This window comes from Microbacterium sp. LjRoot45 (assembly GCF_964253325.1).
Taxonomy (GTDB): domain Bacteria; phylum Actinomycetota; class Actinomycetes; order Actinomycetales; family Microbacteriaceae; genus Microbacterium.
The window spans coordinates 3209033-3224626 of record NZ_CAXUQM020000001.1 but is presented as its reverse complement, the minus strand read 5'-3'; the positions used below and the strand labels follow the sequence as shown (position 1 = coordinate 3224626).

Below are 15594 nucleotides of genomic sequence, written 5' to 3'. Positions count from 1 at the left end.
TCACGGCCTCGGGGGGCGAGACCGCGTTGGGGTGCCTGGTGCGCACGAAAGTAGACCCACCGCTCGCGCGTTGTCCAGGGGGGTTGCGCGCGCGAGGGCTTCGTGGCAATCGCGAGCGCGCGCCCGCGCGAGAGGGCGGGGTGTCAGAGCGTGACGATCACCTTGCCGCGCACGTGACCGGCTCGCTGGAGCGCGATCGCGTCGTCGATCTGCGAGACGGGGAAGCGTGCCGCGATCGGGAGCGTAACGGTGCCGTCAGCGAGCAGTCCCGCGATCTCGTCGAGGGCGTCGGGGTGCGCATCCCGTCCACCGGTCGCCTTGGCGCCGTGCGGGGGGTTCGACGCGGCGATCGTGGCGATCCGATCGCCCGGCACGCCGAGCTCGGCGGCGGCTTCGACGGTCGCAATGCCGTGCAGGTCGATCGCGGCATCGACGCCCTGGGGCGCGAGGGCGCGCACGCGATCGGAGAGACCCTCGCCGTAGCGGGTCGGCGTCGCGCCCAGGCTGCGGAGGTAGTCGTGGTTGGACGCGGATGCCGTCGCGATCACGGTCGCACCCAGCCGCACCGCCAGCTGCACCACGAGCACGCCGACGCCGCCCGCTGCCCCGCCGATCAGGATGGTGTCTCCGGATGCCGCGCCCACCGTGCGCAGGGCGGCGTCGGCCGTGCGGCCGGCGACCTGCAGCGCGCCGGCCACGTCGTCGCTGAGGCCGTCGGGGGTGTGACGGATGTCGTCGGCGCCGACGGTGAGGATGACGTGCTCCGCCACGGCGCGGCCCCGAGCGCTCGCGAAGACGCGGTCGCCCACCGCGAACTCCGTCACGCCGTCGCCGACCTCGTCGATCTCACCGGCGACGTCGTTCCCGAAGCCGGTCGGCGCGGAAATGCCGAACGCGGTCGCCGCCTGCGGCGAGGAGGCGATCTTCCAGTCGACGGGGTTGAGTCCCGCGACGCGGGCGCGGAGCCTCACCTGGCCGGGTCCGGCGTGAGGCTCGTCACGGTCGACGATGCGAAGGACGAAAGGGTCGCTGATCTCGGACTGTTCGACGAGAAGGCTCATACGGTGTTCGACGCTCGGATGCCGTGCGGCATTCCCGGAGGCCTCAGAGGGCTCCGAACGGCGTAAAGAAATGTGTGTCGACGCGGCGTTTCCGCACTTGACAAACGCTGTCTTGCTCCCCACGGTTTTCCCCAACCCTCCACGGAAGGCTCAACCTTCAAGCAGCACTTCACCCACGTTCCCCGTCCACAGGGCGTGGAAAAGAAAAGACCCGGTGAGAGCACAGATGAGAATCGTGGTTCGATGTTATCCCGGGCGTTTTCCACAGGTTCTGTACACAGCCTCTGCGGCGTTTCCCGCAATCTCTCCACAGAGTTATCCACAGGGTGGTTTGCGGCTGTCGGAGGCCGTGCCTAGCGTGTCCGATGGTCCGGTGAGTGGGGGCCGTGGAAGGAGTGCGTATGTCGATCGCCGATATCTCCGAGGAGCGCCTCGGCGGGCGTCGCGAACCCGACCGCACCCCGCCGCACGACCTGCTCGCCGAGCAGAGCACGCTCGGGGGAATGCTCCTCTCCGGCGACGCGGTGGCCGACGTCATCGAGGCGCTCCGCAGCACCGACTTCTACGTGCCGAAGCACGAGCTGATCTTCGAGGCCATCCTCTCCCTCTATTCGCACGGCGAGCCGACCGACGTCATCGCCGTCACCGACGAGCTCATCAAGACGGGCGATCTGCAGCGCTCCGGCGGTGCCGACTATCTGCACTCGCTCACCTCCATCGTCCCCACCGCGGCCAACGCGGCCTACTACGCGTCGATCGTGCGCGAGCGCGCGCTGCTGCGCCGTCTCGTCGAAGCGGGCACCCGTATCGTGCAGATGGGCTACAACGGGCAGGGCGACGCGCTCGACCTCGTGAACAACGCGCAGGCCGAGATCTACTCGGTCACCGGCGCCGAACAGGCCGAAGACTACGTGCCCCTGCAGATCGCCGTCGACGCCGCGGTCGAGGAGATCGAGGCCGCTCGCGGCCGTGACGGTCAGATGACCGGCATCCCCACCGGCTTCGCCGGGCTCGACCAGCTCACCAACGGTCTCCACGGCGGTCAGATGATCGTCGTGGCCGCGCGTCCCGCCATGGGTAAGTCCACGCTCGCGCTCGACTTCGCCCGCGCCGCGGCCATCAAGAACAACCAGCCGACGATCTTCTTCTCCCTCGAAATGGGCAAGAGCGAGATCGCGATGCGCCTCATGAGCGCGGAGGGCGCCGTGCCCCTGCAGAGCATGCGCAAGGGAAACCTCGACAGTCGTGACTGGACCACGATCGCGTCCACGCGCGGCCGCATCAACGATGCACCCCTCTACATCGACGACAGCCCCAACATGACGCTCGTCGAGATCCGCGCCAAGTGCCGCAAGCTGAAGCAGCGCGTGGGGCTGAAGATGGTCGTCATCGACTACCTGCAGCTCATGACGAGCGGCAAGCGCGTCGAGTCGCGTCAGCAGGAGGTGTCGGAGTTCTCCCGCGCCCTCAAGCTGCTCGCGAAGGAGCTGCAGGTGCCCGTGATCGCGCTGTCGCAGCTGAACCGTGGCGCCGAGCAGCGGGCCGACAAGAAGCCCGCCATCAGCGACCTGCGTGAGTCGGGCTCGATCGAGCAAGACGCCGACATCGTCATCCTGCTGCACCGCGAAGCCGCCTACGAGAAGGACAGCCCCCGCGCCGGCGAGGCCGACCTGATCGTCGCGAAGCACCGAAACGGCCCCACCGACACCGTCACCGTCGCCTTCCAGGGCCACTTCTCGCGCTTCGCCGACATGGCCAACGACTTCCAGTAGCCCAGCTCAACGCGGCTGTCGGATCCGGATGATCTTTGCGCAAACCGCGATATCGACCGGGCCACTCTGCGATTACGAAAAGTACGGCTGGATTGATCGAACCTCGACTGCCGCTGATGAGGGATGCTATCTACGCCAGACGTCGCGGTAGTCGGCGTGGTCCTGATGCGCGGACGCGAGTTGCATCAAGACACGTTCGAGAGTCGTCAACGCTGGATCTGACGCGACCAGAAAGTCGTTGATGATGCTGCGCTTAGCGGCGCACTCGGCGATCACTCGTCGATAGTCCGCTGCAACGATCATCCGCTCCTGGGTCGAAGGCGAACTGGTCGCCCACAGGCAGAACTTGGTGTCGGTAGTTGGCGAGACGGATGCAACGTGGTCGGCGATGCGTTCGTCCTCCTCGATACGGGCGAGCAAGAACTCTGCGAGATCCGCTGCGTCGTCGGTCATGGCCGCGTCCTTCGCTCGAGTAACTGGCCAGGATGCCACATCCCGTGCTCAACGAACAGTGGCCACCTGAGCCGCAACGGTCCCGTCGAAGAGCGCTGACACGCCTCGATCAATGAGCTCTCTCGCTGCGCCAAGCAGGACTTCGCGAGCGCCAATGCGTACGACGAACTGCCCAACGGCCGTCCGTGCACCGGCAGACTCCGCGAGGGCGACTGCCCCCAACCCCACTCCCGCGCATGTGAGCGCGACCGCGACTTTTCCCGTAGTTGACATGGATCTCCGATCTCTCTGACCTGACTCATCGTCGGGTTCTCATCCCGATGGATTGCAAAGTTAGCGCGCTAAACTGGATTGTTCAACCGCAAATCATTGTGAGCCGCGCTATGCTTGTGGTCATGACGGTGTCGGAGTCGGCATTCGGGCAAATTGTCCGTGACCTGAGGCGCGAGAAGGGCCTCACCCAGGGAGCCCTCGGTGCCGCGGCGGGGTACCAAGGAGGGGCGGGCGTCACCGTATCCCGAATAGAGAATGGTCTTCTGGAGCCGAGTGCGGAGAGGCTCGAAGGAATTGCTACGGCCCTCGGCCTGACGAGCCGCGATCTTCTACACCTCGCAGCCGTACGCGCAACCACCGAGCGCGAGCAGTCACCGAGTGGGGTCGAGAGCTTTGACCATCGAATTGCCGCTATCCAAGAGGTGAATGAACGCCGGAAGAGCCTTGCAACGGCTTATCGTGCGTATACGGAGGCTGGAGCTGCCGCCGATTCAAGCTTCCTCGCCCCATTTCGTGCGATCGCCGCGCGGATGGAGGGGGTCGAGGTCGAGGATGCGCCGCACGTTGAGCCTGAGGGCGGCGGAGATCACAACGCAAGCGCCGAAGCTGCCTATCAACTTCGCCTCACGACTTACGGGGTGAAGGAGGCGCTGGCAAGGTCCTCAAGGATCGGATCAGCCGGTGGTGCGAGCTTCGACAGTTTCGCGGAAGTAGTCGCGCTCTCCACTGTGGCAGCGGGAGCCGCCGCAGCTAACGCCAGCATGACGTCGGCCATGAGTAGTCTAGGCGCGGCGCTCAACGTCGCGTCTTCCGTGCGTGGCGCGCGGTCCACTGGGTGGCTCGCAGTCGCGGGAGGCGTCGTTGCGGGTGCCCTCGTCGCCGCCCTGACCGCCTCCGGAGCGAAGCGCACGAGGAAGCAGCGGCAGGTTCTTGATGAGGAGCTCATTAAGGTCGAGGAACAGATCGCGGACACCCAACCCGGTCTCGATGCGCTCCTCGAAGTCCTCCCGGCCGCTACGAGGACGCTGAATTACATCGCTGTTCACGCTGGACATGCACTTCATCGATGGGATGTCGTCGGCGCCTCTGGTCACGTCGACTGGCGGAGTCTTGGCGGCCTCGATCGTGCGCGGTACGAGGCTTTCACCGAGATCGCCGCTGCGCAGGTTGCTGTCCAGACCATCAGCGTCCGCGACCTCGTCGAGAGTCGCGGGCAGGAGTTGGATCGCACGAAGTCGCTCGTCGATGAGGTCCTGACCCAGTCGTGGGACAGGGTCACTCAACAGGTCTAGATGGGGTTCGCCCTCCCTGTCGGAGCGCGGACGTACACTCCGAGAGCCAACACCCTCAGGAAGCCGCCCGCCCTCACTCGGTCCGCGTACTACCTGCCGCTCATGGGCCTGTCAACGACAACGAACTCGGCGACCGTTCGCCTCAAAGTCCCCATGAGCAACCTCCTGACCGCAGACGCTATGCGGACGCTCATGGATGCCCAGGCAGCAAGGTGGGCGGCGTGATGGCGTCGCAGGAGTATGCATCCGAATCCGTCGCACCGGCCGATGTTGGGCAGTGGCTGAGAGCTCACGGGTGGCGTCGAGTCGCACAACTTGGCGACATCGCTCAACGCTGGCAGGGCCAAGAGGCTCAGGTAGTCGTGCCGATGCTTGTGTCAATGACGGCACGCTCCACCTCAACGAGCGTCTCGGGTTCATTGAGGTGGGCGGCCACCGGAACTCTTCGGTACCGGACGCGCAGGTGACGGTTTCCCTTGCGGACCTCAAATCAGTGCTTCTGACGATGCCATCTGCGCGCGCGAAACCAGATGGTACTGCGACTGTGAATGACCCGGATGGTCGCCTTGTGATTCTCACCGAACGACTGCGGGATGAGTCAGCGGGTGACTGAGCAGTGAGCTCGTTCGCGTCGAGTTCGTCGGATTTCGCAATCTATGACGTTCGAGATCGGTCTTGAGCTCCGCAAACTACGCCACATCTTCTCGACTTTTCCGCAAGCTCGATCGGGATCCGACAGCTCTGTCTGAGGAATAGGTGACCGCACTTCCGCTCGGCCGCATGCGTCGCAGCGAATCTCGCCTGCCGCGACTCCTCAGGGCCGCGTCGGTGCGCAGTGCTTGCGGCCCAGGGTGGCGGCCGCGGTCGTTGAAAGGATTGCCACGATCGCCGCGCTGATCACCGTCAGTTGGACGAGTACAGGGCTCTGAACGACTCCCAGGCATGCCGCAACGGTTGCGGCGCCGACCACGGTAGCGGCGACCGAGGGCAAGATCACGCGAAAGGCGGCAGTTGTCCTCGCGGACGCAGTCCACACCAGAAGTCCCGCCGCCAAAGCGAGGACGCCAGTCGCGGCGCCAACGATCGCCCCGCCCACAACTATCCAGGGGAGGAATCCTGACGCGGGGTCCGTCGCAACCGCTACGGCACCACCGGTGATCGCGCCCAAGGCGGTCGCGCTGAGAAGAATCGGGCGCACTGTCATGCTTCCTCTTTGGGCGGGTGGATATGGCGGACATCGCCGGGACTGCTCTGGTGACTATTGCCAGTCCCCGTCGGTTGGCCAAACGCCGTGCGGCGAGACTGGAGCCCGTTCAGGACCCAGTGGATGCTCCACCCGGCCTAGATCACCGCCACTCACCGACGGCTCGTCACTCCCGACCATCGTTCGCAACCCGGGATGCTGCCGGTGCAGCCTGCCGCTGCGAAGAGGTGCGAACTCTCCGGGGTGCCCATCGGCCGAGGCTGCCCATGCCCCACCCCCACCCCTGTTCCCTGCACGCGTCGTGTGGAACACTCGGCGAGATGCGACCCACCGCTGTGCAGCCCCTTCGGTACGCGATCAACGTCACCCTCGACGGGTGCTGTCATCACGAGGCAGGGTTGCCGCCGGATGCCGAGTCGATGGCGTTCTGGACTGACGAACTCCGCCGGTCCGACACGTTGCTCTACGGTCGCGTGACCTACGAGATGATGCAGTCCGCGTGGCGCCGACCTGCGTCGGGGGTGTGGCCCGACTGGATGGATGCCGCTGACATCGCTTTCGCGGACGTGATCGATGCGATCCCCAAGAGCGTCGTCTCGAACACGCTCGAGGTCGTGGACTGGAACGCGGAGCGGACGAACGGTGACCTTCGCACCGCCGTGGAGGCTCTGAAGGCTCGGCCGGGACGGGGCATCTCGCTCGGCGGTGTCGCGCTGCCGGCCGCGCTCGCCGAGCTCGGGCTGATAGATGAGTACACGTTCGTCGTGCATCCGGTCGTCGCGGGTCGGGGGCCGCGGCTGCTCGACGGCCTCCACGACCAGCTCGCGCTGGAGCTGGTCGAGCGACGCGAGTTCGCCTCCGGCGCCGTGGCGCAACGGTACCGACCGGCAGCGGTACCGATCGGCACATCGGTACCGACCGGCGGTAGCGGCGCGTGAGAGGCTGACCGCATGGGTTCGGTTCTCGCGGTCGACGGGCTCGCCAACGCACGAGATCTCGGCGGCATCCCGCGCAACGACGGTTCGCTCACGCCTGCGGGCGTCTTCGTTCGCGCGGAGAAGCCCGACCGGATCACTCCGTCGGGCTGGGCCGCCCTGCGCGACCACCGCGTGCACACCGTCGTCGACCTACGTCGGCCGGAGGAGCAGCTCGGGCCGGTGCCCGACGGCATCCATCGCGTGCGCGTCGACCTCGACGGGGACGAACGCGACTTCTGGGACCCGATAGAGGCCGACGGCCGCTGGGGCACCCCGCTGTACTACGCGGCGCACCTGCACGAACTCCCGCACCGGCTCGTCCGCGTGCTGGCGGCCATCGCGTCGGCCCCCGATGGGGCGGTGCTCTTCCACTGCGCCGCCGGCTGGGACCGGACGGGACTCGTCGCCGCCGTCCTGCTGAAGGCGGCGGATGCGACAGAGGATGCCGCGGCCGCCGACTACCTCACGTCGTACGCCAACGCCGACGCCCTCGCGGCCCTCCACGGTCGCTCGTCCGATGTCGAGCTGCGGCTCGGCGTGCTCGCCCGGTTCGGCCACACCCCGGAGTCGGCGTTCCGGGAGATGTACCGCCACCTCGACGTCGACGCCTGGTTCCGGCATGCGGGCGTGGACGAGCGCACGGCACGCGCGATCATGACCTGGCGCGGGCACATCGACGCACGCTGACGGGCGACCGACAGGAACGCCGGTCACCCGCCGGGTGCGATCAGGCATCCCGCACAGCCGCACGAGGCCATGCCCAGGCGGTGCGCAGGACGTACGCGAGGAGCAGAACCTCCAGCCCGATGCTGATCGTGTAGAAGCCCGCCCATTCCCACGTCGAGCCTGCCGCGTTGAACAGGGTGTACGGGATGAACAGCGCCGCGACGACGAGGTTGGTGATGCGGTTGAGGCGGGCAGGGAGCGCCGTCGACAGCACGATCATCAGTGCGGGGATCGACATCGAGACCAGGAAGACGCTCAGCAGTCCCGCGCTGACCTCGAACCTCCAGATCTGGCCCTGCAGGATGCCGTCGATCACGCCCGGCTTATAGAAGTTCAGGATGTCGACGTAGATGTACAGGAACATCGCGCTCGCCCATGCGGCGGCGATCTTGAGTTGTGCGGGGATCGCCGATGTGATCAGCGCGCGCGGCGCCTGAGTGGTGGTGGTCATGTGTTGCCTCCTTGAGCTGTGGATGGTCTTCGTACACTGTACGCGTACACCGTACTATAAATCGTACGGTGTACGGTTGTCACGCATCGACAACCGAGGAGTCACCGTGTCCGCGAGCGATACGCCCGATGCCGCGCTGAGCAAGCGGAGAGTGGTGGCCGAGGCCGTTCGCCTCGCCGACGGCGATGGCGTGGCCGGCCTGAGCATGCGCCGGTTGGCCGCGGCCCTCGGGGCGGGGGCGATGTCGCTGTACCACTACGTCGCCCACAAGGACGAGCTCGTGGATGCCATGATCGACGCCGTCTTCGAGGAGATCGCCCCGCCCCGCGACGACCCCGACTGGCGATCGGCCATGCGGGAGCGGACGATCTCCGTGCGCGAAGCCCTCGCACGCCACCCGTGGGCCATCGGCCTCATGGAGCGCTCGACGCCGGGGCCCGCGAACCTCCGTCACCGCGAAGCCGTGACCGCATGTCTGCGAAAGGCCGGGTTCACCGTGCTGGCGGCGACGCACGCCAACTGGCTGCTCGACAGCTACGTCTACGGTTTCGCGCTCCAATCCACCGCGCTGCCCTTCACCGATGCAGAAGACTTCGCCGATCGAGCCGAGGATCTGTATCTGCCGCAGCTCCCTCCCGAGGAGTTCCCGTACCTGAGGGAGTCGGCGACGGGTCTCGTCGCGGCCGGCTACGACCCCGGGGCGGAGTTCACCGTCGGACTCGACCTCATCCTCGACGCGCTCGCGTCGCTGCTGCCCGCTTCGTAGACCCGCTTGACGGTCGTCCGTCCGGGCGCTCGTCGAGCGTCTGCTCTCACCGACCGTCAGGATCGTCCCGCGGACGCGTCTTCATAAGTGGCGGATGCCGTCGGCATCCGATCCCGCCCCCCTTTCCCGACCGGAGAAGACCCATGACGACGTTCCTCGTGCTGTACCGTTCCGCAACCTCCGCCGCCGAGCGCATGGCGACGATCGACCCTGACGCCGGCGCCGCCTCGATCGAGGCATGGATGCGGTGGGCGACGGCCGCAGGCGAGGCGCTCGTCGACCTGGGCGCGCCCACGCAGAGCCTGACCGGTGCCGACGGCCGCTCTCAGTCGCACATCAGCGGCTACTCGCTCATGCAGGCCGACGACCTGCCCACGCTCGAGCGCCTGCTGGTGGATCACCCTCACCGCGCCGACGGCGGCACGATCGAGGTGCTCGAGATCCTCGCCGTCCCCGGCATGTGAATCAGCGGGGCTGACCCGCTTGCCTGGGAACCCCCACCACATCGGCGCAGACGCGGCGGCGGCGAGGTAGCGTCACCCAGACACGATTCGAGTGACGGGAGCACACCGCGTGAAGGCAGACCACTACGACGCGTTCGCCGTGAGCTACGACCGCGAGAACGCGACGAGCTTGCTGAACGCCCACTACAACCGTCCCGCCCTGCTCGCGCTGGCGGGCGACGTCACAGGGCGGAGAATCCTGGATGCCGGCTGCGGCTCCGGCCCGTTGGCGGCGGACTTCCGGGACCGCGGTGGCTTCGTGACGGCGTTCGACGGAAGTCCGGCGATGGTCGAGATCGCGCGGGAGCGCCTGGGTGACGAGGTCACCGTGTTGGTAGCCGATCTCGCGGAGCCGCTGCCGTTCGACGACGACGCGTTCGACGACGTCGTGGCATCCCTCGTCCTTCACTACTTCGAGGATTGGTCGGCGCCTCTCGCAGAGGTCCGGCGGGTGCTGCGTCGGGGCGGACGGTTGCTCGTCTCGGTCAACCACCCCTTCGTCCGCTTCTTCACTCACCCCGAGGAGGACTACTTCGCGACCCGCGAGTACTCCGAGGAGTTCGAGTTCGACGGCCAACCGGGCACGCTGAGGTTCTGGCACCGACCGCTCCACGCGATCACCGACGCGTTCACCGCCGCAGGGTTCGACATCGTGACGATCGCTGAGCCGCCGCCCTCCCCGAACACGCCGCAAGATCTCCTGACGCCCCGCATCCGGCGAGGCGAAACGACCGCGTTCCTGGGGTTCCTGTTCTTCGTGCTGCGGGCTCGCTGATTCGCCCGTCGGCTACGATCCCAGCATGACGAATAACGCCCCGATCGATGATGTCTCGATAGGTGGCGACGGCATCCGGCTGGGTCAGTTCCTGAAGTTCGCGGGTCTCCTCGACTCCGGCGGCGACGTCAAGGAGGCGATCATCGACGGGTACGTGACCGTCAACGGTGAGGTCGATCGCCGACGCGGCGCGCAGCTGAAGCTGGGCGACGTGGTCGAGTACGACGGTCGTCGCGTGCGCGTCTGCGAGTGACGCGGCGATGACCTTCACGACCCGCGACGCGGTGCCGCATGACGTCAGCGTGCTCGCCGACCTCCACGTCGAGACCTGGCGTGAGGCGTACGCACACCTGCTCCCCGGCGGCTTCTTCTCCGCGGAGTACGTCGCGGCGCGCCATCGCACGTGGCAGCACGTGCTCACGAATCCCCGACCCGCGACGACGATCCGGGTCGCCGAGGCCGAAGGGGAGACTATCGGGTTCTCCTGGGCGGGCGAGCCCGAACCGGAGCCGGATGCCACGGCCCCGCGCGACCGGCAGCTCTTCGCGATCTATGTACTCGCCGCGCACTACGGCACCGGTGCAGGCCAGGCGCTGCTCACGGAGGCTATCGGCGACGAGCCGGCCTTCCTGTGGGTCGCGAAGGAGAATCCGCGGGCGGTCGCGTTCTACGAGCGCAACGGCTTCCGGTTCGACGGCGCGGAGCAGGCAGGCGCCCACGGCTCCGCGATGACGGCCGCACGCATGGTGCGCTGAGCTCGCGCTCGGCGCGGGCCACGAGACGCCGGCACACTGGTCAGCCATGACTGTATAGTCAGTACATGCTGACCATTTCCCCGCCGGAAGCGACCCTCGTCTCTGTGGGGAAGGCGTTATCCGACCCGACGAGGGCGAAAATCCTGCTGACGCTGCTCGACGGGCCTGGTTACCCGGCGGAGTTGGCACACGGTCTCGGGCTCACGCGCACCAACGTGTCGAACCATCTGGCGTGTCTCCGGGGGTGCGGGTTGATCGCGGCGACGCCGGAAGGCCGCCGCACCCGGTACGACATCTCCGATCCGCACCTCACTCAGGGCATTCGACAGCTGATCCAGGCGGTGGTCGCGGTCGACGAAGGGTGCACGATCGACGGATGCGCGTGCTGCGCATGACCGCGCGCGCCCAGGCGTTCACGGCTACCGATGCCGATCGCCGTCAGACGCTCCATCGCCGCATCCGCACGATCGTCGCTGTCACGATCGGCTACAACGTCATCGAGGCGGTCATCGCCCTGTCGGCGGGCACCGCGGCATCCTCGGTGGCGCTCATCGGATTCGGACTCGACTCCACCATCGAGGTGCTGTCGGCTGCGGCGGTGGCCTGGCAGTTCACGCGGAGGGATCCCGAGCGCTGGGAGCGAGGCACGCTCCGGGTGATCGCCGTCGCCTTCTTCGCGCTCGCCGCCTACGTCCTCGTGTCGTCGGCATTCGCTCTGCTCACCCGCGTGGAGGTTCAGCACTCGCCCATCGGCCTCGTCATCACCGGCCTGAGTGTCGTCATCATGCCGTTCCTGTCGTGGGCGGAGCGCCGGGCCGGCCGCGAACTCGGCTCGGCCACTGCCGTCGCCGACTCGAAGCAGACCCTGCTGTGCACGTACTTGTCGGCGGCGGTGCTCATCGGTCTGCTCGCGAACAGCCTGTTCGGATGGTGGTGGGTGGATGCCGTCGCCGGCGCCGTCATCGCGGTGTTCGCGGTGAGAGAGGGTGTCGAGGCGTGGCGCGGCGACGCGTGCGCGACGTCCGTCGGCATGCTCCTCGAAGACGGCGACGATCATCCGCACGACGACCACGCGCATTGATCGCTACTCGACGTCGGGGGTCATCCGCTGAGTGCCGATGACGGCGAGGAGTTTCAGCCGGTCGTAGCTCTCGGTGCCGGGCCGCGCCGTGATGACGAGCAGCGACTGGCCGGTGTCCGGATCGACGAGCACCTGGCACTGGGCCTCGATGACGCCGGTCTCCGGATGCTGCAGCCTCTTGTCGAGGGTGTGGTGGTCACGGAGTTCGTGCTGCTCCCACAGCCCCGCGAACTCCGGGCTGCGCGCCAGGAGTTCGGCTACCAGGGCGCCCGCGCGGGAGGTCGCGCCGTGCTGGGCGTACACGGCCCGGATGTCGGCGGTGAACGCGCGCGAGTGGCGGGGATGATCGGCTTCGGGGTACACGTCACGCGTCGGCGGGTGCAGGAACCAGCGGTATCCGATGCTGCGCCACGGACCGTCGAAGCGTGTTTCGTCGCCGAAAAGGACGCGTGCGGGCGGCGTCTGCGCGAGCGTCTCGCCGAGCGCCGACATGATCTGCGCGGGGGTGTCCGCGAGGCGATCGAGCACGCGCATCAGGCCGGGCGACACGTGGTCGGACTGTCCGCGCCGCTCCGGCGCGGTGTGTCCCGCGAGCCGGAAGAGATGATCGCGTTCGGCGAGGGTCAGCCTCAAGCCGCGGGCGAGTGCGGCGAGCATCTGCTCCGAGGGCTGCGGACCGCGCTGCTGCTCGAGCCTGCTGTAGTAGTCGACCGACATGTCGGACAGCGCCGCGACTTCCTCACGGCGGAGCCCAGCGGTGCGACGCCGTCGACCCCGCGTGAGGCCGACGTCTTCGGGCTGCAGCGCCTCCCGCCGTTTGCGTAGGAAGTCGGCGAGCTGCGGCCTGTCCATCACCTGAGTCTCCCGTCGCGCCGGGGACCGTGCAAGGGACTGCCGATCCCCCCGTTGCGGCGCTTGCCCTTCCGGTGGGGATTGTCGCTACAACCCGATCGGCATCCCGAGTAGACGTTCCGTCAACTCCCACGCTCGCCGAGCGTCGTCGACACCCGTGAGCCGGGAGTACATCTTCTGCTCGGCGGGCGCCCCGCCGAGATGACGGAAGCCCCGGGGTCCGTAGAGTCGACCGCCCTCCGCCGAGGGACTCGTCGCGGCCAGCGCAGCGGGCAGCGCTGCGGAGGCGGGGGTGCCGACCAGGATGCCGCGGCGCGACAGCGCCCGGATGACACGCACGGCCCGAGTGTCGTCCGCGCGTCCCATTCCGGGCTGGGCCGCGAGGAGGTTGGTCGGCGTGATGCCGGGGTGGGACAGCATGCTCCGCATCCCCCACCCGGCCGCGCGGCTCCGTCGGTCGAGTTCTGCGGCGACGAGGCCCAGCAGGATCTTCGACGAGCTGTACGCGCTCATGGCGTGATAGTTGCGCTCGGAGTTGGGGTCGTCCCATTGCACGGCTCGCTCATCCGCCGCGATGCTGACCTGGCTCACGACCCGAGCATCGCCCGCTCGCAGGAGCGGCAGGAGCCCGGCGACCAGGGCCACGTGGCCCAGGTGATTCGTCGCGAGCTGGAGCTCGAAGCCGTCGGGTGAGACGACGCGCTCCGGCGGCGTCATGACACCCGCGTTGTTGATGAGGATGCCGATAGGCCTGCCGTCGTCGTTCAACCGTGTGGTGAGGTCGGCCACCGACGCGAGAGAGGACAGCTCGACCGGCAGCAGCTCGACGGCGGCCGACGGAGTGCGTTCGCGGAGCCGGGCCACGGCATCCTCGCCTTTCGCCGGGTTGCGCACGGGCAGCACCAGCTCCGCGCCGGCGCGAGCGAGACGCGCGGCGATCTCGAAGCCGACACCGTCGCTGGCGCCGGTGACGACGGCGCGCGCTCCGTGGAGGTCGGGTACGGGAATGTCGATGGGGGTGGGCACGATGCTCCTCGGGGTCGCGACGGCCGATCGGACGTCACGAGCCATGCTGTCCGCGGAAACCGCCCGCGTTCAGGGCAGAATCATCCGCGGATCGCCGGTCCTCCTTTCCGGTCAGGAGGACTCGGCGACCGCCTTCAGCTTGGTCAGACCTCGGTCGAAGTCTTTTTCGATCGACTTCTGGATGCGCAGCAGCGGCGCCAGCACCGCCATGAGCCCTCGGTTCTCGCCCTCCATCGTCCAGCTGACGCGGGTGCCCTCCCCGACCGGCGTGAACTCGAAGCGCGTCGGGCAGAGTGCCTTGAACGGTTTGATGAACTCCAGACGGATGCCGATGGCCTCCGGCGTGGACGACTCGATCGTCATCTCGCCCTGACCCACCTTGCCGTCGCCGGTCCACGAGTAGTGCGCCCCGACACCCGAATCGGCGCCGCTGTAGGCGCGACGCATCGACGGGTCGAGGTCTTCCCAGGGCGACCATGCGGACCAGTGGCGGAAATCATCGACGAACGCGTGAACGCGGGAGGGCGATGCGGAGGTCTCGATCGATCGGGTGACGATGTACGTGCTCATGTGCACACGGTAGCGCCGCAGAAAATTCTGCGAAATCCCGTCATGTTTTGGGGGTTGCTCCGTCTTCTTCTGCGAGTGCCGCTTCTGGGCCTGCTCGCTTCTTCCCGTGGAGGCGAGCGCCTACTCCGGGGGGAGTGGCGGTACTCGCCGGACGATCCCCGGGTGTGGGTGGTCAGCCGGTGGGCGGTCGGGAGCTTTCCCAGGGTTGCCGACCGCCCCTTCCCCTCCCGTCCAGCCCTTCGTCGGGAAGCTCAGGTTTCCCCAAAGAAAGCCGTCGGAAACCCCGAAGCGCGCCGTCGGCGTCTCCGGCCCGGGGTACCGTGAAACCAATGAGTTGAGCGCTTCGGTTCTCTGGGGGGAGAGCGGAAGAAGCGCCCGACACATTGACTTGGGCTTCGGCCCACAGCAACGAAGAAGAGCCTCGGCTCGCGGTCCCGGGGGAGGGAATGCGAGCCGGGGTTCTTCTGATTTCGGGGTCGCGGATCTCGCTTCGCGCGCCCCACTCCGCCCTACTGCGCCGTGCGCGTCTCGATCGCCGACGTGAGAGTCGTGCCGTTGAGGTCGAGATACACGCGACGCTCCGTCACCGACAGGGTCATCTCGTTGCGACGTTCCACGAGAGCCGCCGCGGCCTCGACGAAGCCGGGCTCGAAGCTGTGCAGCAGTACCTGATCGGCGCGGTGGATGCGCTTCCCGGCCCACAGCGCGGCGACCTTCTCCGGGTCGCGATGCGTGTACACGACGGTGCGGTCCGCCGCGCTGCTGCCGCGGTGGAGGCGCGCGGCATCCGGGGCGCCGACTTCGATCCACGCGAGCAGGCGGCCCGTGAGATCGCGCAACGATACGGCCGGCTCGTCGGTCGCGGCGATCCCGTCGCTGAACGCGATGCCCTCCTCGTACTCGAGGCAATGGGCGAGCACGCGCGTCATCATGAATGCGTCGGTCTCGGACGGATGCCGCGCCACGCGCAGCGACAACTCCTCGTACACGCCGCGATCGACATCGGCGAGCTGGACGGTGAAGGTGTGCAGAGTCGCGCCGATGGCCATGACGAACG

18 protein-coding genes are annotated in these 15594 nt (G+C 67.6%); 11 read left to right on the top strand and 7 right to left on the bottom strand.

From position 1 onward, the window contains the following. Positions 1-143: 143 nt before the first annotated feature. Complete coding sequence (locus ACSQ18_RS15335) at positions 144-1061, bottom strand: NADP-dependent oxidoreductase (protein ID WP_436038343.1); 918 nt, start codon at positions 1059-1061, stop codon at positions 144-146. Positions 1062-1462: 401 nt separating this feature from the next. On the opposite strand from ACSQ18_RS15335, the gene dnaB reads away from it, so the two are divergent. After that, positions 1463-2833 (top strand): replicative DNA helicase, encoded by a 1371-nt coding sequence (gene dnaB, locus ACSQ18_RS15330; protein WP_144806692.1) that lies wholly within the window; start codon positions 1463-1465, stop codon positions 2831-2833. A gap of 126 nt (positions 2834-2959) precedes the next feature. Here the strand turns inward: dnaB and ACSQ18_RS15325 are convergent, their stop codons facing one another. Next, a complete protein-coding gene (locus ACSQ18_RS15325; RefSeq protein ID WP_436038342.1) occupies positions 2960-3286 on the bottom strand; it encodes a DUF6221 family protein in 327 nt (108 codons plus the stop codon). 395 nt (positions 3287-3681) lie between these two features. Here ACSQ18_RS15325 and ACSQ18_RS15320 point away from each other — a divergent pair, with 395 nt between their 5' ends. The 3 genes from ACSQ18_RS15320 to ACSQ18_RS15310 all read left to right on the top strand — a co-directional run bounded on the left by ACSQ18_RS15320 (position 3682) and on the right by ACSQ18_RS15310 (position 7719). Further along, the gene (locus ACSQ18_RS15320) at positions 3682-4851 is read left to right on the top strand and encodes a helix-turn-helix domain-containing protein (protein ID WP_436038341.1); all 1170 of its coding nucleotides are present in this window, start codon (positions 3682-3684) and stop codon (positions 4849-4851) included. Positions 4852-6375: 1524 nt separating this feature from the next. Further along, positions 6376-6993, top strand: a complete 618-nt coding sequence (locus ACSQ18_RS15315; protein WP_436038340.1) for a dihydrofolate reductase family protein — start codon at positions 6376-6378, stop codon at positions 6991-6993. Between the two features lie 12 nt (positions 6994-7005). Next, positions 7006-7719, top strand: a complete 714-nt coding sequence (locus ACSQ18_RS15310) for a tyrosine-protein phosphatase (RefSeq protein ID WP_436038338.1) — start codon at positions 7006-7008, stop codon at positions 7717-7719. 40 nt (positions 7720-7759) lie between these two features. Here the strand turns inward: ACSQ18_RS15310 and ACSQ18_RS15305 are convergent, their stop codons facing one another. Further along, on the bottom strand, positions 7760-8209 hold the full coding sequence (locus ACSQ18_RS15305; protein WP_436038337.1) for a DUF6326 family protein: 450 nt from the start codon (positions 8207-8209) through the stop codon (positions 7760-7762). A gap of 106 nt (positions 8210-8315) precedes the next feature. Between ACSQ18_RS15305 and ACSQ18_RS15300 the strand changes: the two genes are divergently transcribed. The 7 genes from ACSQ18_RS15300 to ACSQ18_RS15270 all read left to right on the top strand — a co-directional run bounded on the left by ACSQ18_RS15300 (position 8316) and on the right by ACSQ18_RS15270 (position 12089). Continuing rightward, positions 8316-8975 (top strand): TetR/AcrR family transcriptional regulator, encoded by a 660-nt coding sequence (locus ACSQ18_RS15300; RefSeq protein WP_436038336.1) that lies wholly within the window; start codon positions 8316-8318, stop codon positions 8973-8975. 143 nt (positions 8976-9118) lie between these two features. Further along, positions 9119-9439 (top strand): hypothetical protein, encoded by a 321-nt coding sequence (locus ACSQ18_RS15295; RefSeq protein ID WP_436038335.1) that lies wholly within the window; start codon positions 9119-9121, stop codon positions 9437-9439. A 91-nt stretch (positions 9440-9530) separates the two neighbouring features. Beyond that, the gene (locus tag ACSQ18_RS15290) at positions 9531-10253 is read left to right on the top strand and encodes a class I SAM-dependent DNA methyltransferase (protein WP_436038334.1); all 723 of its coding nucleotides are present in this window, start codon (positions 9531-9533) and stop codon (positions 10251-10253) included. Positions 10254-10278: 25 nt separating this feature from the next. Then, on the top strand, positions 10279-10506 hold the full coding sequence (locus ACSQ18_RS15285; RefSeq protein WP_144806685.1) for an RNA-binding S4 domain-containing protein: 228 nt from the start codon (positions 10279-10281) through the stop codon (positions 10504-10506). 7 nt (positions 10507-10513) lie between these two features. After that, complete coding sequence (locus tag ACSQ18_RS15280) at positions 10514-11008, top strand: N-acetyltransferase family protein (protein ID WP_436038333.1); 495 nt, start codon at positions 10514-10516, stop codon at positions 11006-11008. 65 nt (positions 11009-11073) lie between these two features. Beyond that, entirely contained in the window at positions 11074-11403 is a 330-nt protein-coding gene (locus ACSQ18_RS15275; protein ID WP_436038332.1) for an ArsR/SmtB family transcription factor, read from the top strand. After that, positions 11385-12089 (top strand): cation diffusion facilitator family transporter, encoded by a 705-nt coding sequence (locus tag ACSQ18_RS15270; RefSeq protein ID WP_436038331.1) that lies wholly within the window; start codon positions 11385-11387, stop codon positions 12087-12089. The genes ACSQ18_RS15275 and ACSQ18_RS15270 overlap by 19 nt, the downstream gene beginning before the upstream one ends. A 3-nt stretch (positions 12090-12092) precedes the next feature. Here ACSQ18_RS15270 and ACSQ18_RS15265 read toward each other — a convergent pair whose 3' ends face one another. From ACSQ18_RS15265 to ACSQ18_RS15250, 4 genes are all read right to left on the bottom strand, one after another. Then, entirely contained in the window at positions 12093-12941 is an 849-nt protein-coding gene (locus tag ACSQ18_RS15265; protein ID WP_436038329.1) for a helix-turn-helix transcriptional regulator, read from the bottom strand. Positions 12942-13028: 87 nt separating this feature from the next. Then, positions 13029-13967, bottom strand: coding sequence for an SDR family oxidoreductase (locus ACSQ18_RS15260; RefSeq protein WP_436038328.1), 939 nt, complete (start codon positions 13965-13967; stop codon positions 13029-13031). 111 nt (positions 13968-14078) lie between these two features. After that, positions 14079-14537 carry an SRPBCC family protein gene (locus tag ACSQ18_RS15255; protein ID WP_436038327.1) on the bottom strand — a complete coding sequence of 153 codons (459 nt, stop codon included), beginning with the start codon at positions 14535-14537 and terminating at the stop codon, positions 14079-14081. A gap of 509 nt (positions 14538-15046) precedes the next feature. Continuing rightward, the gene (locus tag ACSQ18_RS15250; protein WP_436038326.1) at positions 15047-15586 is read right to left on the bottom strand and encodes a YaeQ family protein; all 540 of its coding nucleotides are present in this window, start codon (positions 15584-15586) and stop codon (positions 15047-15049) included. Positions 15587-15594 lie beyond the last annotated feature (8 nt).